At 64.8% G+C, this 20,354-nt stretch carries 25 protein-coding genes; 18 read left to right on the forward strand and 7 right to left on the reverse strand.

Going from position 1 to position 20,354, the window contains the following annotated elements; genetic code table 11:
• Window positions 1-63 precede the first annotated feature (63 nt).
• Genes gyrA through MLE18_RS13950 form a run of 3 tightly spaced genes read left to right on the forward strand, consistent with a single transcriptional unit; the run spans window position 64 to window position 3,248 of the window.
• A complete protein-coding gene (gyrA, locus tag MLE18_RS13940; protein ID WP_243439413.1) occupies window positions 64-2,535 on the forward strand; it encodes a DNA gyrase subunit A in 2,472 nt (823 codons plus the stop codon).
• Entirely contained in the window at window positions 2,536-2,913 is a 378-nt protein-coding gene (locus tag MLE18_RS13945; protein ID WP_243439414.1) for a fluoride efflux transporter FluC, read from the forward strand.
• Window positions 2,913-3,248 carry a DUF190 domain-containing protein gene (locus tag MLE18_RS13950; RefSeq protein WP_243439415.1) on the forward strand — a complete coding sequence of 112 codons (336 nt, stop codon included), beginning with the start codon at window positions 2,913-2,915 and terminating at the stop codon, window positions 3,246-3,248. Before MLE18_RS13945 ends, MLE18_RS13950 begins: the two co-directional genes overlap by 1 nt.
• Here MLE18_RS13950 and MLE18_RS13955 read toward each other — a convergent pair.
• A complete protein-coding gene (locus tag MLE18_RS13955; protein WP_243439416.1) occupies window positions 3,245-3,532 on the reverse strand; it encodes a SemiSWEET family sugar transporter in 288 nt (95 codons plus the stop codon). The genes MLE18_RS13950 and MLE18_RS13955 overlap by 4 nt on opposite strands.
• A 49-nt stretch (window positions 3,533-3,581) precedes the next feature.
• On the opposite strand from MLE18_RS13955, the gene coaBC reads away from it, so the two are divergent.
• The 5 genes from coaBC (at window position 3,582) to MLE18_RS13980 (ending at window position 7,723) form a co-directional block, all read left to right on the forward strand.
• Window positions 3,582-4,820 carry a bifunctional phosphopantothenoylcysteine decarboxylase/phosphopantothenate--cysteine ligase CoaBC gene (gene coaBC / locus MLE18_RS13960; protein ID WP_243439417.1) on the forward strand — a complete coding sequence of 413 codons (1,239 nt, stop codon included), beginning with the start codon at window positions 3,582-3,584 and terminating at the stop codon, window positions 4,818-4,820.
• The gene (locus tag MLE18_RS13965) at window positions 4,796-5,407 is read left to right on the forward strand and encodes a hypothetical protein (RefSeq protein WP_243439418.1); all 612 of its coding nucleotides are present in this window, start codon (window positions 4,796-4,798) and stop codon (window positions 5,405-5,407) included. The genes coaBC and MLE18_RS13965 overlap by 25 nt, the downstream gene beginning before the upstream one ends.
• 118 nt (window positions 5,408-5,525) lie before the next feature.
• Complete coding sequence (locus MLE18_RS13970; protein WP_243439419.1) at window positions 5,526-6,533, forward strand: NAD-dependent epimerase; 1,008 nt, start codon at window positions 5,526-5,528, stop codon at window positions 6,531-6,533.
• Between the two features lie 84 nt (window positions 6,534-6,617).
• Window positions 6,618-6,908: a GAK system XXXCH domain-containing protein gene (locus tag MLE18_RS13975; protein ID WP_243310818.1), complete on the forward strand. Its 291-nt coding sequence runs from the start codon at window positions 6,618-6,620 to the stop codon at window positions 6,906-6,908.
• 47 nt (window positions 6,909-6,955) lie between these two features.
• A complete protein-coding gene (locus MLE18_RS13980) occupies window positions 6,956-7,723 on the forward strand; it encodes a ParA family protein (RefSeq protein WP_243439420.1) in 768 nt (255 codons plus the stop codon).
• A gap of 51 nt (window positions 7,724-7,774) precedes the next feature.
• Here MLE18_RS13980 and MLE18_RS13985 read toward each other — a convergent pair whose 3' ends face one another.
• Window positions 7,775-8,194: a hypothetical protein gene (locus MLE18_RS13985; RefSeq protein WP_243439421.1), complete on the reverse strand. Its 420-nt coding sequence runs from the start codon at window positions 8,192-8,194 to the stop codon at window positions 7,775-7,777.
• A gap of 123 nt (window positions 8,195-8,317) precedes the next feature.
• On the opposite strand from MLE18_RS13985, the gene MLE18_RS13990 reads away from it, so the two are divergent.
• From MLE18_RS13990 to MLE18_RS14035, 10 genes are read left to right on the forward strand one after another with little or no spacing between them, the layout of a single operon-like run.
• Window positions 8,318-9,226 (forward strand): ParB/RepB/Spo0J family partition protein, encoded by a 909-nt coding sequence (locus tag MLE18_RS13990; protein WP_243439422.1) that lies wholly within the window; start codon window positions 8,318-8,320, stop codon window positions 9,224-9,226.
• Window positions 9,219-10,268 carry a bifunctional heptose 7-phosphate kinase/heptose 1-phosphate adenyltransferase gene (locus tag MLE18_RS13995; protein WP_243439423.1) on the forward strand — a complete coding sequence of 350 codons (1,050 nt, stop codon included), beginning with the start codon at window positions 9,219-9,221 and terminating at the stop codon, window positions 10,266-10,268. The genes MLE18_RS13990 and MLE18_RS13995 overlap by 8 nt, the downstream gene beginning before the upstream one ends.
• A 12-nt stretch (window positions 10,269-10,280) precedes the next feature.
• Complete coding sequence (locus MLE18_RS14000) at window positions 10,281-10,598, forward strand: STAS domain-containing protein (RefSeq protein WP_243439424.1); 318 nt, start codon at window positions 10,281-10,283, stop codon at window positions 10,596-10,598.
• A gap of 9 nt (window positions 10,599-10,607) precedes the next feature.
• Entirely contained in the window at window positions 10,608-11,357 is a 750-nt protein-coding gene (locus MLE18_RS14005; RefSeq protein ID WP_243439425.1) for an MlaE family ABC transporter permease, read from the forward strand.
• A gap of 1 nt (window position 11,358) precedes the next feature.
• The gene (locus MLE18_RS14010) at window positions 11,359-12,150 is read left to right on the forward strand and encodes an ABC transporter ATP-binding protein (protein WP_243439426.1); all 792 of its coding nucleotides are present in this window, start codon (window positions 11,359-11,361) and stop codon (window positions 12,148-12,150) included.
• A gap of 11 nt (window positions 12,151-12,161) precedes the next feature.
• The gene (locus tag MLE18_RS14015; protein WP_243439427.1) at window positions 12,162-13,073 is read left to right on the forward strand and encodes an MlaD family protein; all 912 of its coding nucleotides are present in this window, start codon (window positions 12,162-12,164) and stop codon (window positions 13,071-13,073) included.
• Entirely contained in the window at window positions 13,070-13,711 is a 642-nt protein-coding gene (locus MLE18_RS14020; RefSeq protein ID WP_243439428.1) for an ABC-type transport auxiliary lipoprotein family protein, read from the forward strand. Before MLE18_RS14015 ends, MLE18_RS14020 begins: the two co-directional genes overlap by 4 nt.
• On the forward strand, window positions 13,711-14,103 hold the full coding sequence (locus MLE18_RS14025; protein ID WP_243439429.1) for a DnaJ family domain-containing protein: 393 nt from the start codon (window positions 13,711-13,713) through the stop codon (window positions 14,101-14,103). The genes MLE18_RS14020 and MLE18_RS14025 overlap by 1 nt, the downstream gene beginning before the upstream one ends.
• Complete coding sequence (locus tag MLE18_RS14030) at window positions 14,100-14,330, forward strand: hypothetical protein (protein WP_243439430.1); 231 nt, start codon at window positions 14,100-14,102, stop codon at window positions 14,328-14,330. The genes MLE18_RS14025 and MLE18_RS14030 overlap by 4 nt, the downstream gene beginning before the upstream one ends.
• A 6-nt stretch (window positions 14,331-14,336) precedes the next feature.
• Complete coding sequence (locus MLE18_RS14035) at window positions 14,337-14,714, forward strand: lysozyme inhibitor LprI family protein (RefSeq protein ID WP_243439469.1); 378 nt, start codon at window positions 14,337-14,339, stop codon at window positions 14,712-14,714.
• A gap of 27 nt (window positions 14,715-14,741) precedes the next feature.
• On the opposite strand, the gene MLE18_RS14040 is transcribed toward MLE18_RS14035, so the two are convergent.
• The 5 genes from MLE18_RS14040 to aspS all read right to left on the reverse strand — a co-directional run bounded on the left by MLE18_RS14040 (window position 14,742) and on the right by aspS (window position 20,335).
• Complete coding sequence (locus tag MLE18_RS14040; protein WP_243439431.1) at window positions 14,742-16,061, reverse strand: transcription antitermination factor NusB; 1,320 nt, start codon at window positions 16,059-16,061, stop codon at window positions 14,742-14,744.
• Entirely contained in the window at window positions 16,061-16,900 is an 840-nt protein-coding gene (locus tag MLE18_RS14045; protein WP_243439432.1) for a DUF116 domain-containing protein, read from the reverse strand. The genes MLE18_RS14040 and MLE18_RS14045 overlap by 1 nt, the downstream gene beginning before the upstream one ends.
• Before the next feature lie 73 nt (window positions 16,901-16,973).
• Window positions 16,974-17,966: a methionyl-tRNA formyltransferase gene (gene fmt / locus MLE18_RS14050; RefSeq protein WP_336605585.1), complete on the reverse strand. Its 993-nt coding sequence runs from the start codon at window positions 17,964-17,966 to the stop codon at window positions 16,974-16,976.
• A complete protein-coding gene (gene def / locus MLE18_RS14055) occupies window positions 17,963-18,478 on the reverse strand; it encodes a peptide deformylase (RefSeq protein ID WP_243439433.1) in 516 nt (171 codons plus the stop codon). The genes fmt and def overlap by 4 nt, the downstream gene beginning before the upstream one ends.
• Before the next feature lie 3 nt (window positions 18,479-18,481).
• Window positions 18,482-20,335: an aspartate--tRNA ligase gene (aspS, locus tag MLE18_RS14060; RefSeq protein WP_243439434.1), complete on the reverse strand. Its 1,854-nt coding sequence runs from the start codon at window positions 20,333-20,335 to the stop codon at window positions 18,482-18,484.
• Between the last annotated feature and the right edge of the window lie 19 nt (window positions 20,336-20,354).

Consider the following 20,354-nt stretch of genomic DNA (forward strand, 5'->3'; position numbering starts at 1 on the left):
GCCGGAGGCCCCTCCCAGACCTCTTTCTCAACCTCCGGCACCGAACACCATACGAGGCATCACGTGCTCGACCAGAACGCTGAAGACAACAAGAACATCTCCATCGAGGAAGAACTCAAGAAGTCCTACCTCGAATACTCCCTCTCGGTCATCGTGGGGCGCGCCATCCCGGACGTGCGCGACGGCCTCAAGCCCGTGCACAGGCGCATCCTCTTCGCCATGCACGAGCTCTCCAACGGGTGGAACAGGCCGTACAAGAAGTCCGCGCGCATCGTGGGCGACGTCATCGGTAAATACCACCCCCACGGCGATTCCGCGGTCTACGACGCCCTGGTGCGCATGGCCCAGGAATTCTCCATGCGCGACCCCCTGGTGGACGGGCAGGGCAACTTCGGCTCCATCGACGGCGACGCCGCGGCGGCCATGCGTTACACCGAAGTGCGCATGTCCCGCCTGACGAGCGAGTTCCTGGGGGACATCGAGAAGGAGACGGTCGATTTCCGGCCCAACTACGACAACTCCCTGGAAGAGCCCTCGGTGCTGCCCACCAAGGTGCCCAACTTGCTGCTCAACGGCAGCTCGGGCATCGCGGTCGGCATGGCCACCAACATCCCGCCCCACAACCTGGGCGAGCTCTGCGACGCGCTCCTGCACATCGTGGACACCCCGGACTGCTCCGTCGATTCAGTCATCGCCTACATCCACGGGCCTGACTTCCCCACCGGGGCCTCCATCTACGGCGGGCAGGGCCTGCTGGACGCCTACCGCACGGGGCGCGGCTCCATCAAGATGCGCGGCACCGTGGAGATCGAGCCCCAGAAGAAGGGCCACGAGCTGGTGGTCATCCGGGAGATTCCCTACGCGCTGAACAAATCCACCCTGGTGGAGAAGATCGCCCAGCTGATCAACGAGAAGAAGATCGACGGCGTGTCCGACCTGCGCGACGAGTCCGACCGCAAGGGCATCCGGGTCGTGCTGGAGCTCAAGCGCGGCACAATCCCGGACATCGTGATCAACAGCCTCTACAAGTTCACCCCGCTGGAGACCAGCTTCGGCATCAACATGCTGGTGGTGGCGGGCAACCGCCCGGCGCTTCTGAACATCAAGCAGATGCTCATCCACTTCCTGGACCACCGCAAGGAAGTGATCCTGCGCCGCTCCCGCTTCGACCTGCGAAAGAGCGAGGAGAGGGCCCACATCCTCGAGGGCCTGCGCATCGCCCTGGACAATATCGACGAGGTGGTGCGCCTGATCCGGGCCTCCAAGACGCCGCTCGAGGCCAAGGAGCGCCTCATGGAGCGCTTCTCCCTGTCGGAGCGCCAGTCCCAGGCTATTCTGGACATGCGCCTGCAGCGCCTGACCAACCTGGAGCGCGAGAAGCTGCTTGAGGAATACGCCGAGCTGCTCAAACTCATCGAGTACCTGCGCTCCATCCTGGAGAACGACGAGGTGCTGCGCGGCGTCATCCGCGACGAAATCAAGGACCTCAAGGAAAAGTACGCCACCCCCAGGCGCACCCAGGTGCTGGAGAGCCTCGAAGGCATCGACATCGAGGACCTCATCCCAGACGAGAACGTGGTCATCACGCTCTCCCGCCGCGGCTACATCAAGCGCACCCCGCTGGACACCTACCAGCAGCAGCGCCGGGGCGGCAAAGGCATCGCCGGGGTGCACACCTCCGGCGAGGACTTCATCCAGAGCTTCTCCATCACCACCAACCACCAGTACCTGCTGCTCTTCACCAACCTGGGCAAGATGCACCAGCTCAAGGTGCACCAGATCCCCGAGGGCTCCCGTACGGCCAAGGGCCAGCACATCGCCAACCTGCTGCCCATGGACAAGGAAGAGTTCGTGGCCACGGCCATCACTATCCGCGAATTCTCCCCCGAGCGCTTCTTCCTGTTCGTGACCCGCAAGGGCATGGTCAAGCGCACCGCGCTGGACCTGTACAAGAACGTTCGCGTGGGCGGCATCCGGGCCGTGAACCTCAACGACGGCGACGAGCTGCTGGACGTGAAGGAAGTTCCCCACAACGCCGAGATCCTGCTGGCCACCGAATACGGGCAGGGCATCCGCTTCGGGGTGGCCGACGTGAGGCCCATGGGCCGCAGCGCCACCGGCGTGAAGGGCATCGCCCTTGCCGGGAAGGACCGCGTGGCTTCGGGCGTTGTCTTCGGCGATCCCGAGCGCAACCAGGTGCTCACCGTTTCCGCCAACGGCTACGGCAAGCGCTCCGACGTGGACCTCTACCGCCTGCAGAGCCGCAGCGGCAAGGGCGTGATCAACATGAAGGTCACGGCCAAGACCGGCCATGTCATCGGGGCGGCCCCGGTCTCCGAGACGGACGACATCCTGCTGCTCACTTCGGCCAACAAGATCATCCGCACCTCGGTGGCCTCCGTGCGCAACGTGGGACGCGCGGCACAGGGCGTGACCCTGGTGGCCATGGACAATGGGGATCAGGTTGTCGGGTTCGACATCGTGGAATCCGAATCATCGCCGAGCCAGCAGCCGGAAAAACCCGATACCGTCTAAATGGGCCGGAAACTGCTCTATATCGCGTTGGCGGGCGCGGCTGGAACCCTAGCCCGTTTTTTCCTTTCAAACGCGGTACAGAGGATTTGTGGGGCCGACTTTTCCTGGGGCACCTGGGCGGTGAACGTGCTCGGGTGCTTCCTGTTCGGCCTGGTCTGGGTGCTCTCGGAGGAGAGGTTCCTGTTCTCCTCCGAAACCCGGCTCATCGTCCTGGTGGGCTTCATGGGAGCCTTCACCACCTTCTCCACCTACATCTTCGAGAGCGCCGCGTTCGGTACGGACGGGCAGGTTCTGCGCATGGCCGCGAACCTGCTCGGCCAGAACATCGCCGGGTTCGCCGCCCTTTTCCTGGGCATGGCCAGCGGGAGGATCGTCTGATGCAATGGACCACCCTTGAGCGGCTGCGCATCTACATGGGCGAGAACGACCGCCACGAAGGCAAGCCCACCCACGAGCATCTGGTCCGCCGGGCCTCGGAGTCTGGCCTGGCCGGAGCCACCGTGCTGCGCGGGATGATGGGCTACGGCGGGCACAAGCAGATCCACACGGCCAAGATCCTGGTTCTTTCTGGCGAGATGCCCGTGATCGTTGAGATCATCGACAGGGCCGGCAAGCTGGAAGATTTCTGCCGGGAGAACGAAGCCGCGCTTTCAACTGTGCTCGTTACGCGCGACAGCGTCTCGGCCTGGGTGCGTGAGCAGTCGGGGGACTAAGTATCGCCGGATGTGCGCTGATCCCTCCCGAAGCGCACTTTCATGGCCATGATGGCCAATGTGAGCACGAGGCTCACGCCGTTGGCGGCCATGACCGCGATCGAGTCGATGACCACCCCGTAGAGGAGCCAGAGCGCCACCCCGGAACAGAGCAGAACGTACATCCGCAGGGAGATGTCCGACACGGAGCGCGAACGCCAGGTGTGCAGCACCTGCGGCAAATATGACGCGGTGGTCAGACAACCCGCCGCGATGCCCAACCCCTCCTGAAACAGCTTTTCCACCGACAACCTCCCCTTTGACAGCTCTTCCAACCTCATTCATGATCGGCCCATGCTGCCACACCATCTGAAATTCACCGTGCATCACGGCGAGCGCGTGCACCTGGGAGTAACCGGGAGCATCGCAGCGTACAAGTCCCTTGAGCTGCTGCGCATCCTGGGCGAGCTGGAACTCATCGTGAGCGTGACGCTCACTGAGGCGGCCACGCGCTTCATCACCCCGCTGAGTTTCGAATCCCTGGGCGCGAGCCATGTCTATTCCGGCATGTGGAACGGGTCCGACAGCGCCTTCGGCCATCTGGAGCCCTCCCAGGAGGCCCGGTGCATGGTCATCGCCCCGGCCACCGCGAACACCATCGCCAAGCTGGCCCACGGGCTCGCCGACGAGCTCCTCTCCACGCAGGCCCTGGCTTTCGCCGGGCCCATGCTGGTAGCCCCGGCCATGAACCCGCGCCTCTGGGACGCCAAGCCCACCCAGCATAACCTGGCCATGTTGCGGGACCGCGGCGTGACCGTCATCGAGCCCGAGTGCGGCCAGATGGCTTGCGGCGAAACGGGCAAAGGGCGCATGCCCAACCCCCACGACATCGCCGCGCAGGTGCTCAAGGCCATGACCAATCCCGACATGGCGGGCTCCCGCGTGCTGGTTTCGCTTGGGCCCACGCGCGAATTCTTCGACCCCGCCAGATACTGGTCCAACCCCTCCACCGGGCTCATGGGCGCCGCCCTGGCCATGGCCGCCTGGCTTCGCGGCGCGGACGTCACAGTCGTGCACGGGCCAGTGGACATCTGGCTGCCCGGCAGCATCAGGCGCATCGCCGTGCGGACCGCGCAGGAGATGTTCGATGCCTGCACAGGCATCTGGAGCCGGCAGGACTACGGCATCATGACCGCGGCGGTCTCCGATTTCTCGCCTGTTCCCTACGGCAATGAGAAGTTCAAAAAGCGCAGCATGGAATCTGACGAGATCATGATCCCCTTCAGGACCAATCCCGACATCCTGCGCACCCTCGGGGCCAACAAGGCGGAGGGGCAGAGGCTGATGGGCTTCTGCGCCGAGACCTCGGACCTGGCCCGCTACGCCTCCATGAAGCTCAAGGAGAAAAACTGCGACATGATGGTGGCCAACTCCATCGCTGTCACGGGCCCTGACGCTTCCAGCGGCTTCGCCGCCAAGACCAATCAGGTGCTCGTGGTGGATTCCGTCGGCCGCAGCGAGCAGTGGCCCACACTGACCAAGACGGAAGTTGCCTGGAGGCTCCTGGAATGGATGACACAACTTTTGCCCTGAGCGGCCCTTATCGGGTGCTGCACCAGGCAGGCATCCGGTACCTGCTGCCAGGGCAGCCGCCTCAAAAGACGCCCGTCGCATCCCCTGAATCTGTGTCCGACAATGATGTTCGGCCTAATGCGCCTTCCGCTCAGACCGTGCCTTTCGAGTCGCCTTGGACCGAGCTGCTGGCCAAAGTACCGCCTTCCCCCGTCTTTTTGTTCACCTACAAGACCCTCGGCTCCGATTTGACCGGAAGTGGCTCTACCCAGCGCTCGTCCCTGTGGCGCTCCCTGATAGGCGCCTTGAGCCTGCCGCGCGGGAGCGTTGGTTTCTGGCCATGCCTGCTCCCCGGAATGGAGGGGGCGGATGCCCCTGCGCCCCAGTTCGCCGAAGGCCTGCGCCGCATCGCACCGAGGTTTCTTGTTGAATTCGCCCCGGAAGGGGAGGGCGGGTTCACGCGCTGCAGCCTGTCGGATCCCAACGCTGCTTCGGGGTTGAACATTTCATATTTCCTGGCGCCTTCCCCGGAAGAGCTGTTGCTTTCCGGCCCTGAGGGCTGCAACACCATGGCCCGTCAACTTCTGGAGCTCATGCAAGCAGGCTGACAGCCCAAGGCTTGACAAACCCGCACCCCCCTCATTACCAGCACTGCATTCCACAAGAACTGCAAAAGGCCCATTCGCTCACGCACACGCCACGCCATATCACACCGAAGGATCGTTCATGAAATTCCTCATTACCGGAGCGGCCGGATTCATTGGTTTCCATCTTTCCCGGCGGCTTCTCGGCATGGGACACACGGTTGTCGGGCTGGACAATCTCAATCCCTACTATTCGGTGGCCCTGAAGAAGGACCGCCTGAAGATCCTCCAGCAATCCGAACAATTCACCTTCGTGAAGGCGGACCTCTCCGACCAGGAAGCCATCAGCTCCCTGTTCTCCACCAACCAGTTCACCCATGTGGTCAACCTGGCTGCCCAGGCGGGCGTGCGCTACAGCCTTGAGAACCCCATGGCCTACGTGCAGTCCAACATCGTGGGCTTCACCAACCTGCTGGAAGGCTGCCGCCACAACAACGTGAAGCACTTCGTGTTCGCCTCCTCCAGCTCGGTGTACGGGCTGAACACGAACATGCCGTTCTCGGTGCACAACAACGTGGACCACCCCATCAGCCTGTACGCGGCCTCCAAAAAGTCCAACGAGCTGATGGCCCACTCCTACAGCTACCTGTACGGGCTGCCCTGCACCGGCCTGCGCTTCTTCACCGTGTACGGCCCCTGGGGCCGCCCGGACATGGCCCTGTTCCTCTTCACCAAGGCAATCCTTGAGGACCAGCCCATCCAGGTTTTCAACCACGGCAAGATGCGCCGGGACTTCACCTACATCGACGACATCGTGGAAGGCGTGGTGCGCGTCACGCAGCACATCCCCACCGCCAACCCCAAGTGGGACAGCAACAACCCTGATCCCGGCACCAGCGTCTGCCCCTACAAGATCTACAACATCGGCAACAACAACATCGTCGAGCTGTCCGCCTATATCGAGGCCATCGAGAAGGCGCTCGGCAAACAGGCCAAGAAGATCATGCTCCCCATGCAGCCCGGCGATGTTCCCGCCACGTTCGCCAATGTGGACGACCTCATCGAGGACGTGGACTTCCGTCCCTCTACGAGCATTGAATACGGCATTTCTCGATTCATTGAGTGGTACAGGGAGTACTACAAGGCCTGATTCTATTGACAGCGTGGCGTGCGTTCCTTACGACTTCAAAGAATTTCAACTCACCCCCCAACGACCACAATAAAGGTAATGGAGATGGATTTCAGCGCGTTGAAAGCCTCGATGGATGAGACCTTTCAGAAAATTCTGGATTTGACCCAGGACGGGCAGATGCCCGACGAAAAACTCGCCAATCAGTTCGCCCGCCTCACCACCCAGTTGCACATGCAGGCTGACGAAGCCTGGGCTGGTGAAGCTGAAGATTTCGCCCATCTTGCCAACCAACTGCTCCAGGCCGTGAAAAAGGGCAAACGCGAAGATTCTATCCGCCTTGTGGATTCCCTTCAGGACGCCCAGGACTACTGCCATCGGACCTACAAATCCTAGATTGTTTCACGTGAAACAATCCGGGTGACTACCGGAGGATCGGTGCTATGGCCCGATGCATTGTGATCGCCAACCAGAAGGGTGGGGTGGGTAAGACCACTACGGCCGTCAATCTGGCCGCGGCCCTGGCGGTGATGGAAAAAAAAACCCTGCTGATCGACTGCGATCCGCAGGGTAACGCTTCCAGCGGTCTGGGCATCTACCCGGACGACTTCACCGAGAACCTCTATTCCGTCCTGTACGAGCCGTCCAAGGCAAGGGAAGCGGTCTACGAGACCTCCTTCCCCTATCTGCACGTGCTGCCATCCACCTCCGATCTTGTGGCGGCCGACATCGAGCTGGTGGACAAGCCCGGCCGAGAAATCTTCCTGCGCAACCTCGTGGGGGAGCTGGGCTCGGACTACGAGTTCATCCTGCTCGATTGCCCCCCGTCCCTGGGACTTGTGACGCTCAACGCCCTGTGCGCCGCAGGCGAGCTCCTGGTGCCCCTGCAGTGCGAGTACTACGCACTGGAAGGCGTGGCCCAGCTGCTCAAAACCTTCGAGCTGGTGCGCAAGCGCTTCAACACGGGGTTGCAGCTCCTGGGCGTGGTCATGACCATGTACGACGGGCGCAACAAGCTCAATCGGCACGTGAAGCGCGAAATCTGGAAGTGCTTCCCCAAGCACCACTTCGAGACGCTCATCCCGCGCAACGTGCGCGTGTCGGAAGCCCCGAGCTACGGCATGTCCGTCATCGGCTACGACGTGAAGTCCAAGGGTGCGGAGGCCTATCTGGCCCTGGCCAAGGAAGTGTTGTGCAGGGTCCCCGCCTGAGCGGGGAAGGAAAGTGAAATCAAGGGCAGGAGCCGGGTGGCTCCTGCCTTTTTATTTTTCGACGAAGGGGCGGCACTCCACGTCCACGTGCTTCTTGAAGTGCTTCTTGATGATGCGGGCCTTGCATTCCTGGCACTGGAAGTTGACCATCCCGCCCATGCTAGCCGAGCGCAGCCTGAAAATGCGGGGTTCATCCTTTTGCCAGTCGTCGGTATGGGAGCCGCACAGTTCGCAGCTGACGTCGGTAGGCATGGGGTAGTTGAAATCCCAGAACTGGGACAGGGCTTCCCAATCCTTGATGGGTTCGGGCTGCTCCTTGACGGTCTCGGGGGAGAGGGCCTCAAGGGCTTTGTCGATGGCGGGGGAAAGGATCGCCTCGGCCTTGCGCCAGAGTTCGGGGCTCAGCCAGATGCCTACCAGGTTGCGATCCTGGTCGTAGAGGGGTTCGAAATGGTTTTTAATTCCGGTCACGTCATCCTCCAGGAAAAAGACGGTTAGAGTCGGGTGGTTGCGGTTGCGTTTGGTTCAGGCTTGAGGGTAAGGAGTTCGAAGATGATGTCAAGAAGTGCGCATAATGCGGCGAAGGGGGGGCCTATGGCCGGAGCGAAAGGGTTGGGACGCGGGCTCGACGTCCTGCTCAAGGGCATGGCGGTGGATCGGGATCATCCTGAAGTGACGGTGCTCAAACTGGAGGACATCGTCCCCAACCCGCGCCAGCCCAGGCTCGAATTCGATCCCCAGGCCTTGAAGGATTTGGCCAGCTCCATCAAGGAGCAGGGCGTGCTCCAGCCCATCCTGGTGCGCCCGCTCAAGGGCGCTGCCCACGGCTACGAACTGGTGGCGGGCGAACGCAGGCTGCGCGCCAGCAAACTGGCCGAGCTGACCGAGATTCCCGCCATCGTGCGGGAGGTCAGCGAGGAGCAGAGCCTGGCCCTGGCCCTCATCGAGAACCTGCAGCGCGAAAACCTCAACGCCCTGGAAGAGGCCAAAGGCCTGGACCAGCTGCTCAACGCCTTCGGCCTGAGCCAGGAGGCCCTGGCCCAGCGCGTGGGCAAGAGCCGTTCGGCCGTGGCCAACAGCCTGCGCCTCCTGCAGCTGCCGCAGGCCATCCAGGACAGCCTCTTCCAGGACGGCATCAGCGCCGGCCATGCCCGGGCGCTGCTCTCCATCACGGACCCCGCCGTGCAGGAGGCCCTGTGGAGCCGCATCGTGGAGCGGGGCCTCTCGGTGCGCGAAACCGAGGACATGGCCGCCCACTGGAAACAGCACGGCGTGCTCCCCGACGTGCTGCCCGGCCCTGTTGAGCCCAAACCCCGGGGCGCCGCCAGGAAGCGTCCGGCCCTGCCGGAGGAGCTGGCGGGCATCCAGGGCCGCCTGCAGGAAAAATTCAAGCCCAAGGTGAAGATCAGCGGAGACCAGGGGCGCGGCAAGATCACCTTCAGCTACGCCTCCCCGCAGGAACTCCAGGCGCTGCTTGACGAGTGGGGGCTTGCCGATGGCTGAGATTCCGGGCCCGCCGCTGATCGCTGACCCGCGGGCTCTCGCCGCGGCCGTGGACCGGCTGGCCGGGGTTCCGGTGCTGGTGGTGGGCGACGTCATGCTCGACCATTATCTTTCCGGCGATGCGGAGCGCATCTCGCCGGAAGCTCCCGTGCCCGTGGTGCAGGTCACCGGGGAGCGCCATATCCTGGGCGGGGCGGGCAACGTGGTGCGCAACATCGCGGCCCTGGGCGGCAGGCCCGAACTGGTGAGCGTTGTGGGGGCGGACGACCCCGGCCGCGCCATCCAGGATCTGTTGGGCCGCGAGGGGGTCTCCTGCCACCTGGTGGCCGAGAAGAACCGCAAGACCACCATCAAGACCCGCGTCATCGTGCGCAACCAGCAAATGGTGCGCGTGGACAGGGAGGACACCGCCCCCCTGGCCGGGCAGAGCCTGGCGGCACTGGAGTCCATCCTGCGGGATGTGGCGGGCTCCCAAGGCATTGTAGTGGTCTCGGACTACGGCAAGGGCGTGGTCAGCGAGACCGTGATGCGCGTGCTGCGCTCCCTCAAGGAGGAGCGCGGGGGTGGCCTCACCGTGCTGGTGGACCCGAAGGTGGTCAACACAGGGTTGTATACCGGGGTGGACTTGCTCACGCCCAACGCCAAGGAAGCAGGAGAAATGGCGGGAATAGCCGCCAAGGGCCGTGAAGGCGTGATTCGCGCCGGGCTCGCCATCTTCAAGAAGCTGCGCTGTGCCCAGCTCTGCGTTACGCTGGGCCCGGATGGGATGGCCGTGTTCACCCGGCCGGGTTCGGTGCTGCACGTGCCCACCGTGGCGCGCCAGGTCTTCGACGTGACCGGCGCTGGCGACACGGTCATGGCGGTGCTTGCCCTGGCCCTGGGTGCCGGCATGGAGCTGCCGGAGGCGAGCATTCTGGCCAATTACGCGGCCGGTTACGTGGTGGGGCAGGTGGGCACGGCAACCGTGGGGCCGCAGGAACTTCGCGAGGCGCTCACGACGCTTCGCCAGCCTGAAGTGGAGCGGTGGCTGGAAATACAATGAAGGTGGTTCGTCATGTCCGATGAACAACAGACGCCCTGGACAGCCACGGCCGACCCCGCGACAGGTTCGGCACGCATTGAAGGCGAGATGGATTTCACCAATTCCCTTGCCGTGCGGGACTGGCTGAAGGATTTCTGCTCCAAGACCACCGGTGAGCTGAAACTGGACCTGGAGGGCCTGCGCTACATCGACAGCTCCGGGCTGGCCATCCTCATCGAGATACGCAAGTTCCTGGTCGCCCGGCAGCGCAGCGTACGCATCCTCAAGGTGTCCTCCCAGGTGAGCAAGCTCTTTTCCCTGACCCAGATCGGCGAACTCTTCGGGATATAGGACGCCACCATGACGAGCGATTTCGAAAAGTTTATCTGGCTCGTCAACCGTCTCCTGGGCTGCCTGCGCCGTCCTTTCACGGGCAAGCCCTACATGCGCTGGCAGACCTGGCGTCATTTCTCCTGGATCGGCGCCGACTCCCTCCCCATCGTCAGCATCATCGCATCCTGCACCGGCATCATCCTGGCCCTGCAATCCGCAGCGCAACTCGAGAAGGTGGGCGCGCTCTCATACGTGGCCAATTTGGTGGGCATCAGCATCGTCATGGAGCTGGGACCGCTGCTCACGGCGCTCATCCTGGCGGGCAGGGCGGGGGCTGCCTTTACGGCCGAGATCGCCACCATGAAGATCTCGGAGGAGATCGACGCGCTGGAGGTCATGGGGCTGGACAGCGTGCGCTATCTGGTCTGGCCCAAATGCGTGGCCATGTTCCTGATGATGCCCCTGCTCACGCTCTGGGCCGACTTCACCGGCATCATGGCGGGCGGGCTGTTCTCCACCTTTGTCCTGGGGCTCTCAGGCCCGGGCTACTACGAACAGACCGCGAGCTTCATCAGCATGCGCAACTTGTTTTCAGGCCTGATCAAGAGTTTCGCTTTCGGCCAGGCTATCACGCTCATCGGCTGCTGGCAGGGGTTTCTGGCCCGCGAGGGGGCGCTGGACGTCGGCACAAGGACCACGCGCTCCGTGGTGCAGTCCATCTTCCTGATCGTCCTGCTGGACCTGTTCTTCACCGCGCTGACCTACATGGTTACCTGAGATGGATGAAGACTGGCTGACAGGACACGGTGCCCCGGACGTCACCCTGGAGGGGGTCAGCGCGGGCTACAACGGCAGGATGATATTGCAGGATATCAACACGGTGCTGCCCCAGGGGCGTATTTCCGTCATCCTGGGCGGGTCCGGGGGCGGCAAGTCCACGCTGCTCAAGACGATTCTGGGCCTGTTGCCCCCAACGGAAGGGCGCGTGCTCATAGGCGGGCAGGATCTCTACGGCCCGGAGGGGGCCTCCCTGCGGGACATCCGCCGCCGGATGGGCGTGCTGTTCCAGGACGGGGCCTTGCTCGGCTCGCTGCCGCTCGACGAGAACGTGGCCCTGCCCCTGCGCGAGCATACGTCCCTGGACGAGGAGACCATCGAGACGGTGGTCGCGCTCAAGCTGCGGCTGGTGGGGCTGGAGCCCTTCGCGGGGTATTTTCCCGCGGAGCTTTCGGGCGGAATGCGCAAGCGGGCGGGGCTGGCCAGGGCCTTGGCCATGGACCCGCGCATCCTGCTGTGCGACGAGCCGACATCCGGGCTGGACCCCATCACGGCGGCCGACCTGGACCAGATGATCCTTGAGCTCAAGGAGGCCTTCAACATGACCGTGGTCGTGGTTTCCCACGATCTGCAGAGCGTGTTCCGCATCGCGGACAACGTCGTCATGCTCAACAAGGGCCGCACCGTGTTCCAGGGCGGCGTCCAGGCCCTGCGCGACAGCACGGACCCGTTCCTCAGGCAGTTTCTCGACCGTCAGCCATCCAAGCGCCTGCCGGCGCAGGAAAAACAATAGGAGCAGTCACGGTGTTCTCCAAGACAGCTCACGGCCGGAACACGGCCAAGGCCTTCGCCGCCATCGCCCTGTGCCTCGCGATCCTGGGGGCCTTCAGCGTCGTTCTCGGCGGCTTCCGCTTCTGGGAAAAGCTCGAAATCTACAACTTGCGCTTCCGCAGCGTGAAGGACCTCTCCGCGGGCAGGCCCGTGAAGTACGGCGGCCTGGATGTGGGGCGAATCCTCTCCATCGGGGTGGACCCGGAAGACCCGCGCCTGATCCGCGTGGTCATCGGCCTGAGCTCGCCGGTGCCGATCCGTGAGGGCGTGGTGGCCAGGATCGCCCAGAAGGGATTGGTGGGCGATTATTACGTGTTCCTAGACCCGCAGGGCACCCTGGGCGAGGTGCAGCCCCCAGGATCCTTCATCAAGACCATGGAGACGGTGGACGTGGCCCAACTGGCGGGCATGGCGGGGGAGATACTCTCCGAACTCAGGCCCCGTCTGGAGCGCATCGCGGCGCACATGGAAGACGTCCTCAGCAGCGAAAATACAGCCAATATCAAGGAATTAATGGAGAAAGCGCCGAAGCTCGTGGAGGAGCTCAACCGCACGGCCATGCAGGTGCGCAACGATTTCAGCACCTTCGCCACCAGCGGAAAGGGCACGGCGGAGCAGGCTACCAAGGCCCTGAAAACATTCGATGATACGTTGCGATCCATCCAGGTGGAGGTCGACAAGACCCTCGTCAGCATGCGCGGGGAGATCCACGCCGTGGGGGCTTTGACCAGTACCGTGCACAAGGCCGTGGCGCACGATCAGGCCCAGCTGGAGGATATCCTGGCCAATATCGAGCGGATGAGCGAAGACGTGAAGCAACTGGCATCCCGTCTGCGGGAGAGGCCCTGGGAGCTTTTGCAGAAGCCGCAGGAGGTGAGGAAATGAAGCGCCATCCGATGATGTGGCTCGTGCTGCTGGCTGCCCTGAGCGGATGCATGGGCAAGCCCGGCCCGGCGGAGCAGTATCTGCGCGTGCTGGGGCATGAACCCGAGTGCGCCAAGGCGGGGGCGCAGCCCACGGCGCAAGGGAAGCACACGCCGGTGCTGGCGATACGTTCCTTCAAGACCCTGGACGCGCTGGACAGGCAGGGCGTGATGGTGGCCGAGGGCAAGGTCATGCAGGCCAGCCAGCGCTGGTACTGGGAGGCTGCCCCCGGCAAGCTGGTGGAGCAGTCCGTGGTGCGAGCCGCCTGTGGAGAGGGCCTCTCGCCCGCGTGGCCGGTACGTTCGACAACTGAGGCCAGCCTGTGGCTCACTGGTCTGGTGAGCGATTTTTCGGTGCATGCCAGGGAAATGAGCGTGGTCCTGATTGTGGAGTGCCAGCTCTGGGACTCATCCGGCGGGGCGGTGCTGGGCAGCGGAACCTTCAAGGCGCGAGCTCCCTTGCCGGTGTTGGACGCCGGGGCCGTGGCCGACGCCGGTGAAAAAGCCCTGGCCGACGTGGCGGCCCAGATCGCCCGGTGGGCGCGGCAGTCGCTGCCCACGGTTGCTGCCCTGGGGGGCGGCCCCAAGGCGGGCAAGTGATGTTCAAGGCCATCGCGATGGTTGCGGAGGAGCGCATCCGCACGGCCATGGAGCGGGGGGAGTTCGACAACCTCAGCTGCGCGGGCCAACCCCTGGACCTCGACGATGACGCCCACGTGCCGCCTGAGCTGCGCATGGCTTACCGCCTGCTCAAGAACGGCGGCTACCTGGACGACGACGCGCGCCTCGAGCGCGAGATCAGTGACGTGGAGTCGCTGATGCCTAGGGATGGCGCGGAGCGGACCAAATTGCGCCAGATGCGCAAACTGCAGGTTATCGAATCCAGGTTCCAGGACCGTGCGGGCCGCTGCCTGCGCGTAAAAGATGACGATCCGTATTACGAGCAGGTCGTGGACGCCGTCAGCGTGAACATACCCAAGGAGCGGCCATGAGCATGGACAAGGACAGCCCGAAATGCCCGCCCGGCCTCATCAAAAGGCTGGGAGCCATACCCTTCGTGCGGTTCACGCCCGAGGGCGACCTAGTGATACCTTCCGCGAGGCTGGACGATTTCGTGCGCAGGTACCTGGAGCTGACCGACAACCGGGAGCACATGGAGCACCTCATCGCATACGTGCGCGATGACCGGCGGAACGACCCCTCAGGCTCGATGGACTAGTCCGTGATGGACTTGCGCCTGGGTATTTTAGTCGGCTCCCTGCTGGCCTGGGGTCTGTTGTCGTCAGGTCACGCCCCGGCCTGGGCGCAGAACTGCGACAACCCGGCCACTGACCAGGACATGGCCGAGTGCGCCGGGTTGCGTCTGCGCGCCGCCGAGCGCGATATGGCCGTTTTGTTGGACAGGCTGGAGCAGTCCGAGGACAAGGAGCTGGTGGAGGCCCTGCGCGGCGCTCAGCAGGCCTGGACGGCCTGGAGGGAGGCCGAAGGGAGATTGGCTTCGGTGGGGGCCAGGGACCCCGTGCTCAAGCTCTACGCGCGCAAGAAGCAGGAAGCCCAGATGACGGAAGACCGCGTGAAGGACCTCAAGAGCCTGGCCGAATGATCTCGGCGGCCGTTCTGGCCGCCGTTCCTAGCGTTTCCTGAACGAACATCCCCACATGGCCTCGCGCAGCGGCAGCCCGGGCTGCGGCTCGGCCGAGCCGATCCGCTCCCACCCCGCCTTCTCCAGAAATGCGGCCTGGGCCTCGTTCTCGCCCTTGGTCATGGTGCAGGTGGCGTAGACCAGGTCCGCGCCGGAAGGCAGGAACTGGGAGAGCTGCTCCAGGATGGTGCGCTGCACCTTGGCCAGGTTGCGCACGTCGGCCAGGGTGCGCTTCCATTTGGAGTCGGGCCTGCGGCTCAGCACGCCGAGCCCGCTGCAAGGCGCGTCCACAAGCACGGTGCCGGGCTTGGAGCGCAGCGGCGGCCTGGAGGCGTCGGCCAGGAACACCAACGGTTTGTTCAAGCCCAACCTGAGGATTTCCCTGTCCAGCCCGCGCAGCCTGCGCATGTTGGAATCGGACGCCCACACGACTTCATGTCCCGCTTCAAGAAGCGCGGTGGTCTTGCCGCCGCGACCCGCGCAGCAATCCCAAACCGGCCCCTTCCAGGCGGGGGCGCCAAGCTTGGCCAGCAGATAACCCGCGGAAACAGTCTGGCGCGAGAGCCTGCCCTGGGCCTCGGCCTCAAGCAGCCCGGGGTCGGCTGCGGAAAGGGAGGAGGGCAGGGCCGCGAAGAAGGGGAAGGCACCGGCGGCCCACTCGTAGGTCCCTTCGATCTTGGCGTAGAATTCGCGCGCGTCGGGCTTGGCTGCGTTGACGCGCAGCCCGGTCAGCGGCGGCAGCAGCTGGGCCTGCATGAGCTCCTCGGCCCGCTTGTGACCGTAATCGTCCATCCAGAGCTTCACCAGCCATTCCGGCAAGGAGTACCAGGCCGCCAAGGACTGCGTATTACGATTGGCGTCCGTAACGTAGTACTCGCGTTTCATGGCGTCGGGGCCAAGGGCCTGGATGCGGCGCAGCACGGCGTTGGCCAGGTTGGCCTGGGTCTGGCCCAGACGGGCCTTCACCGCGTTCACGGCCCAGGAGAGCGTGGCGTGGGGCGGGATGCCGTCCAGGAAGAGCAGCTCGTAGATGGCCACGCCGAGCACCCGCATGATGAGCGGGTGCGTGCGCTCGGGCTTGGAGAGGTGTTTGGCCGCCAGGTGCTCCATGCGGCCCTTGTAGCGCAGGTAGCCGTAGACCAGCTCCGTTGCCAGGGCCTTGTCCCTGGGGTCGGGTGAGAGCGAGCGGAGGGTGGCGTCCAGGCCGGCCTGAAGGTCCTGGCCGGAGCCGCCGCCAACGGGAAGGATGCGCTCCAGGGAGGCCAGCGCGGCCATCCTGGAGGGGGGAAGAATCTGTTCGGCGGGCATCAGGCCTCTCCGTGTTTGCTGTCGAGTATGGAGCCGGGCTTGGGAGCAAGCCTGGGGATCACGGGGGCGGGTGCGGCCTTGGAGCCGAGGAAGTGACGCAGGGTATTCTCCAGTACGGTCAGGGGGACCAGGGTGTCGAGGCATGGGCCTTGGGGGCGTTCGTTGAGCACCCCGAAGACGGGCAGGGGGTAGGCGTCCTGGATGCCGCTGGCCAGGTCGCGCTCGCAGGCGACGGCTATGATGAGCCGGGGCCGGGTCTGCACCACGATGCGCCGGGCGATGGTGCCGCCGGTGGCGATGGCCATGTGCACGCCGTAGGCCTCGGTCAGGGCCAGCAGGCCGTGCACGGGGCACTGGCCGCAGCGCTTGCAGTTGAAGATGTCGTAGGTCAGGCGCACGGAGCAGCGCGAGGACTGCAGGCAGTGCGGCAGGAGCAGGAGCACCTGCCCGGGCTCGTAGCGTTTGCCCTCGGCCAGCACCAGCTCGTTGTTGACCTTGATGAAGGAGTTGCGGACCCGCTCCTTGGAGATGCCGAAGATGCGGGCGATGATGATCATCAAAGGCAGGAAGAGCTTGATGGTCAGGCCGCGCATGCGCCGGGTGAAGGGCAGGTGCCGCCCCATGGCCACGGAGAAGGTCAGCCCCAGGCAGGCCCAGAGCACCAGCAGGATGGCCACGCCCATGACAGCGCCCCAGACGGGCACTGCCATCGGGTGGATCTGGGAGAGGCCGATGGTCGGCACGATCCACAAGAGGGCCAGCACGCAGCACACCACCAGGGTGCTGGCGCTGATCAGCCCGATGAACAGGCGCTTGCGGGAGCTTTCGGCGATTTCCATGTGGACTCAGACTAATTGGTTTGCGGGGAAAAGCAACATCCCGCCGGTATAGCCGCGAGCGGGCAGGGGAACTTCAGGAGAGGAGGTCCGCCGGGGGAGGGCACACCGGAGGCATGGACGGGTCCATCTTGCTCAGGTAGCCGCAGGCGAATGCGGTGGCGTCCATGAATTTTTTGCCCGCCGGCTGCACCGATGGAATATAATAAGTTCCATTGGCGCAGGCTATGGCAAGCCGCCCCGACACAAGCCCCAGGACGCATCCTGGAGGGGTTCCGGGGGGCAAGTCATGCGAATAGCTGCCAGGGGCCGCCAGAAGGCGAATCTGGCGATTTTCGCCCTGTACGGGCAGCATGAAGGCGGCACCCGGCCGGGGGGACATGGCGCGGATGCGGTTGTGCACCGCCTCCACGGTTTCGTCCCAGCGGATGAGGGCGTCCTCGCGCGTTATCTTGGCCGCGTAGGTGGCCAGACCGCCGTCCTGCGGTTCGGGATTGACCGGGCCGCTCGCGAGCAGGTCCAGGGCCTCCACGGCCATCTCGCCGCCCAGGTCGGCCAGTCGGTCGTGCAGGCTGCCCGCGGTTTCGTCGGGTCCCACGGGAATGACGCGCTTGGTGAGCATGGGGCCGGTATCCAGGCCCGTCTCCATGCGCATGATGGTGATGCCCGTCTCGGTGCAGCCGTCCATGATGCAGCGCTGGATGGGCGCGGCCCCCCTGTAGCGCGGAAGAATGGAGCCGTGCACGTTCCAGGGGCCCAGCGCGGGGATGTCCAGCACGGACTTGGGCAGGATCAGCCCGTACGCGGCCACCAGCAGCACGTCGGGATTGTAGGAGGCCAGCTCGGCAACGTGCTCATGGCACTTGAAGTTGAGCGGCTGGAGCACCTCGATGCCGTTCTCAAGCGCCAGAACCTTCACGGGGCCGGGCACGCACTTGTGGCCCCGGCCGCAGGGCCGGTCGGGCTGGCAGTAGACCGCCACGACCTCGTGGCGGCCCGACTCCAGCACCCGGCGCAGCACGGTGGCCGCGAAGTCCGGGGTGCCCATGAAGACGGTCTTCAATTTCAACCCTCGGCCTTCCGGGCCTTGAGCCACTTCTTGACCTTGTTGTCGTACATGGCCCGCTTGAGGCGGCTGACGTGGTCGATGAACAGCACGCCGTCCAGGTGGTCGATCTCGTGCTGCAGGCAGATGGCCAGGATGCCGTCCGCCGGGATCTCCACGGGCTTGCCGTCCAGGTCGGTGGCCTTGACCACCACCTTTTCGGAGCGGCGCACCTTGGAGCGGAAGTTGGCCACGGAGAGGCAGCCTTCCTCATCGTCCACCTGGCCCTCGCGGGAGACGATCTCCGGGTTGACCAGGAACATCAGGTCCGTGCGCTCGTCAGGGCCGGAGACGTCCACGGCGATCAGCCGGCAGCACTCGCCCACCTGGGGGGCGGCCAGGCCAACGCCGCGCTTCTCGTACATGGTCTCGGCCATCTCCTCGGCCAACTGGCGGATCTCCGGGGTGATCTCGCAGATGGGTTCGGCCCGCTGGCACAGGATCGGGTCGGGGTACTTGAGTATCTTTCTGGCCATGGCTCAGGACGCTTCCTTCTCGCCGCTTTCCTTGGCGGCGGCTTCCTTGGCAACGTTTTCGCGCAGCTTGATGCCCAGTTCGCGAAGCTGCTTGGCCGCGACCGGGCTCGGGGCCTCGGTCATCAGGCAGGTGGCCTTCTGGGTCTTGGGGAAGGCGATGACGTCGCGGATGGATTTGGCCCCGCTCATGAGCATCACCAGGCGGTCCAGGCCGAAGGCGATGCCGCCGTGCGGGGGCGCGCCGTACTGCAGGGCGTTCAGCAGGAAGCTGAACTTCTCCTCGGCATCGGCCGGGTCGAAGCCCAGGGCCTCGAACATGGCGTTCTGCTTCTCCAGCGTGTGGTTGCGGATGGAGCCGCCGCCGATCTCGTTGCCGTTGAGCACCAGGTCGTAGGCTCGGGCCAGGGCCCCGGCCGGGTCGGTCTTCAGAAGCTCCAGGTGGCCGTCCTTGGGCGAGGTGAAGGGGTGGTGCTTGGCCACCCAGCGCTTCTCCTCGGGGTCGTGCTCCAGCAGGGGGAAGTCCGTGACCCAGAGGGGCTTGAACTGGGTCTCGTCGATGAGGCCCAGGCGCTCGCCCAGCTGCACGCGCAGGTTGCCCAGGGCCGCGTTGACCATGTCCGCCGCGCCGGCCTGGAAGAACACGATGTCGCCCACTTCGAGGCCCAGGCGCTCGGCCAGGGCGGCGCGCTCGGCGTCGGAGAAGAACTTGGCGATGGGGGACTGCCACTCGTTCTCGCGGATCTTGATCCAGGCCAGGCCCTGCGCGCCGTAGATCTTCACGAACTCGGTGAGCTCGTCGATCTCCTTGCGGGTCATGGTCTCGCCGCCGGGCACCTTGAGGCCCTTGACCAGCTCGGCCTTGGCGAACACGCGCAGCTCGCAGCCGCGCACGATGTCCGAGACGTCGGTGAGCTTGAGGCCGAAGCGCACGTCGGGCTTGTCCACGCCGTAGTCGCGCATGGCGTCGGCGTAGGTCATGCGGGGGAAGGGGCTCGGCAGCTCCACGTCCAGGCATTCGGAGAACAGGGTGCGGATCATGGTCTCGGCCATGCCCATGACCTGCTCCTCGTCCACGAAGCTCATCTCGATATCGATCTGGGTGAACTCGGGCTGGCGGTCGGCGCGCAGGTCCTCGTCGCGGAAGCATTTGACGATCTGGTAGTAGCGGTCCATCCCGGCCACCATGAGCAGCTGCTTGAACAGCTGGGGCGACTGGGGCAGGGCGAAGAACTGGCCCTGGTTCACGCGGCTGGGCACCAGGAAGTCGCGCGCGCCCTCGGGGGTGGACTTGGTGAGGATCGGGGTCTCCACCTCCAGGAAGCCCAGGCCGTCCAGGTAGCGGCGCACGCTCTGGGCGGCCTGGGAGCGCAGGATGAAGTTCTGGGCCAGCTTGGGGCGGCGCAGGTCCAGGTAGCGGTACTTCAGGCGCAGGGCCTCGCCCGCGTCCTGGCGGTCCTCGATGGTGAAGGGCGGGGTCTTGGAGGTGTTCAGGAGCTTCCAGTCGTTGACGACGATCTCCACCTCGCCCGTGACCATGTTGGGGTTGGCCATGCCCTCGGGGCGGGGGCGCACGGTGCCCTTGATGGCCAGCACGTACTCGGAGCGCACCACGTGGGCGCGGGCGTGGGCCTCGGGCGCGTGGTCAGGGCTGAACACGACCTGGGTCAGGCCCTCGCGGTCGCGCAGGTCCACGAAGATGAGGCCGCCGTGGTCGCGGCGGAACTGCACCCAGCCCATGAGGCAGACGTCCTGCCCGATGTCGGCGGCGGTGAGCTTGCAGCAGCTGTGCGTGCGGCGCCAGTCGCCCAGGGCGTCGGTGGCGCGGGGTGTCTCGTCGGGGGAGGTGATCTGGTCCATGAGGCGTATGCTCCGCTGC

This window comes from Fundidesulfovibrio soli (assembly GCF_022808695.1).
Classification (GTDB): Bacteria; Desulfobacterota; Desulfovibrionia; order Desulfovibrionales; family Desulfovibrionaceae; genus Fundidesulfovibrio; species Fundidesulfovibrio soli.

Excerpts from the sequence above, each read along its gene's own strand:
- MLE18_RS13945 (WP_243439414.1), top strand. The coding sequence starts at position 2,536 with ATGGGCCGGAAACTGCTCTATATCGCGTTGGCGGGCGCGGCTGGAACC.
- MLE18_RS13950 (WP_243439415.1), top strand. The coding sequence starts at position 2,913 with ATGCAATGGACCACCCTTGAGCGGCTGCGCATCTACATGGGCGAGAAC.
- coaBC (WP_243439417.1), top strand. The coding sequence starts at position 3,582 with ATGCTGCCACACCATCTGAAATTCACCGTGCATCACGGCGAGCGCGTG.
- MLE18_RS13965 (WP_243439418.1), top strand. The coding sequence starts at position 4,796 with ATGGATGACACAACTTTTGCCCTGAGCGGCCCTTATCGGGTGCTGCAC.
- MLE18_RS13970 (WP_243439419.1), top strand. The coding sequence starts at position 5,526 with ATGAAATTCCTCATTACCGGAGCGGCCGGATTCATTGGTTTCCATCTT.
- MLE18_RS13975 (WP_243310818.1), top strand. The coding sequence starts at position 6,618 with ATGGATTTCAGCGCGTTGAAAGCCTCGATGGATGAGACCTTTCAGAAA.
- MLE18_RS13980 (WP_243439420.1), top strand. The coding sequence starts at position 6,956 with ATGGCCCGATGCATTGTGATCGCCAACCAGAAGGGTGGGGTGGGTAAG.
- MLE18_RS13990 (WP_243439422.1), top strand. The coding sequence starts at position 8,318 with ATGGCCGGAGCGAAAGGGTTGGGACGCGGGCTCGACGTCCTGCTCAAG.
- MLE18_RS13995 (WP_243439423.1), top strand. The coding sequence starts at position 9,219 with ATGGCTGAGATTCCGGGCCCGCCGCTGATCGCTGACCCGCGGGCTCTC.
- MLE18_RS14000 (WP_243439424.1), top strand. The coding sequence starts at position 10,281 with ATGTCCGATGAACAACAGACGCCCTGGACAGCCACGGCCGACCCCGCG.
- MLE18_RS14005 (WP_243439425.1), top strand. The coding sequence starts at position 10,608 with ATGACGAGCGATTTCGAAAAGTTTATCTGGCTCGTCAACCGTCTCCTG.
- MLE18_RS14010 (WP_243439426.1), top strand. The coding sequence starts at position 11,359 with ATGGATGAAGACTGGCTGACAGGACACGGTGCCCCGGACGTCACCCTG.
- MLE18_RS14020 (WP_243439428.1), top strand. The coding sequence starts at position 13,070 with ATGAAGCGCCATCCGATGATGTGGCTCGTGCTGCTGGCTGCCCTGAGC.
- MLE18_RS14025 (WP_243439429.1), top strand. The coding sequence starts at position 13,711 with ATGTTCAAGGCCATCGCGATGGTTGCGGAGGAGCGCATCCGCACGGCC.
- MLE18_RS14030 (WP_243439430.1), top strand. The coding sequence starts at position 14,100 with ATGAGCATGGACAAGGACAGCCCGAAATGCCCGCCCGGCCTCATCAAA.
- MLE18_RS14035 (WP_243439469.1), top strand. The coding sequence starts at position 14,337 with ATGGACTTGCGCCTGGGTATTTTAGTCGGCTCCCTGCTGGCCTGGGGT.
- MLE18_RS14040 (WP_243439431.1), bottom strand. The coding sequence starts at position 16,061 with ATGCCCGCCGAACAGATTCTTCCCCCCTCCAGGATGGCCGCGCTGGCC.
- MLE18_RS14045 (WP_243439432.1), bottom strand. The coding sequence starts at position 16,900 with ATGGAAATCGCCGAAAGCTCCCGCAAGCGCCTGTTCATCGGGCTGATC.
- def (WP_243439433.1), bottom strand. The coding sequence starts at position 18,478 with ATGGCCAGAAAGATACTCAAGTACCCCGACCCGATCCTGTGCCAGCGG.
- aspS (WP_243439434.1), bottom strand. The coding sequence starts at position 20,335 with ATGGACCAGATCACCTCCCCCGACGAGACACCCCGCGCCACCGACGCC.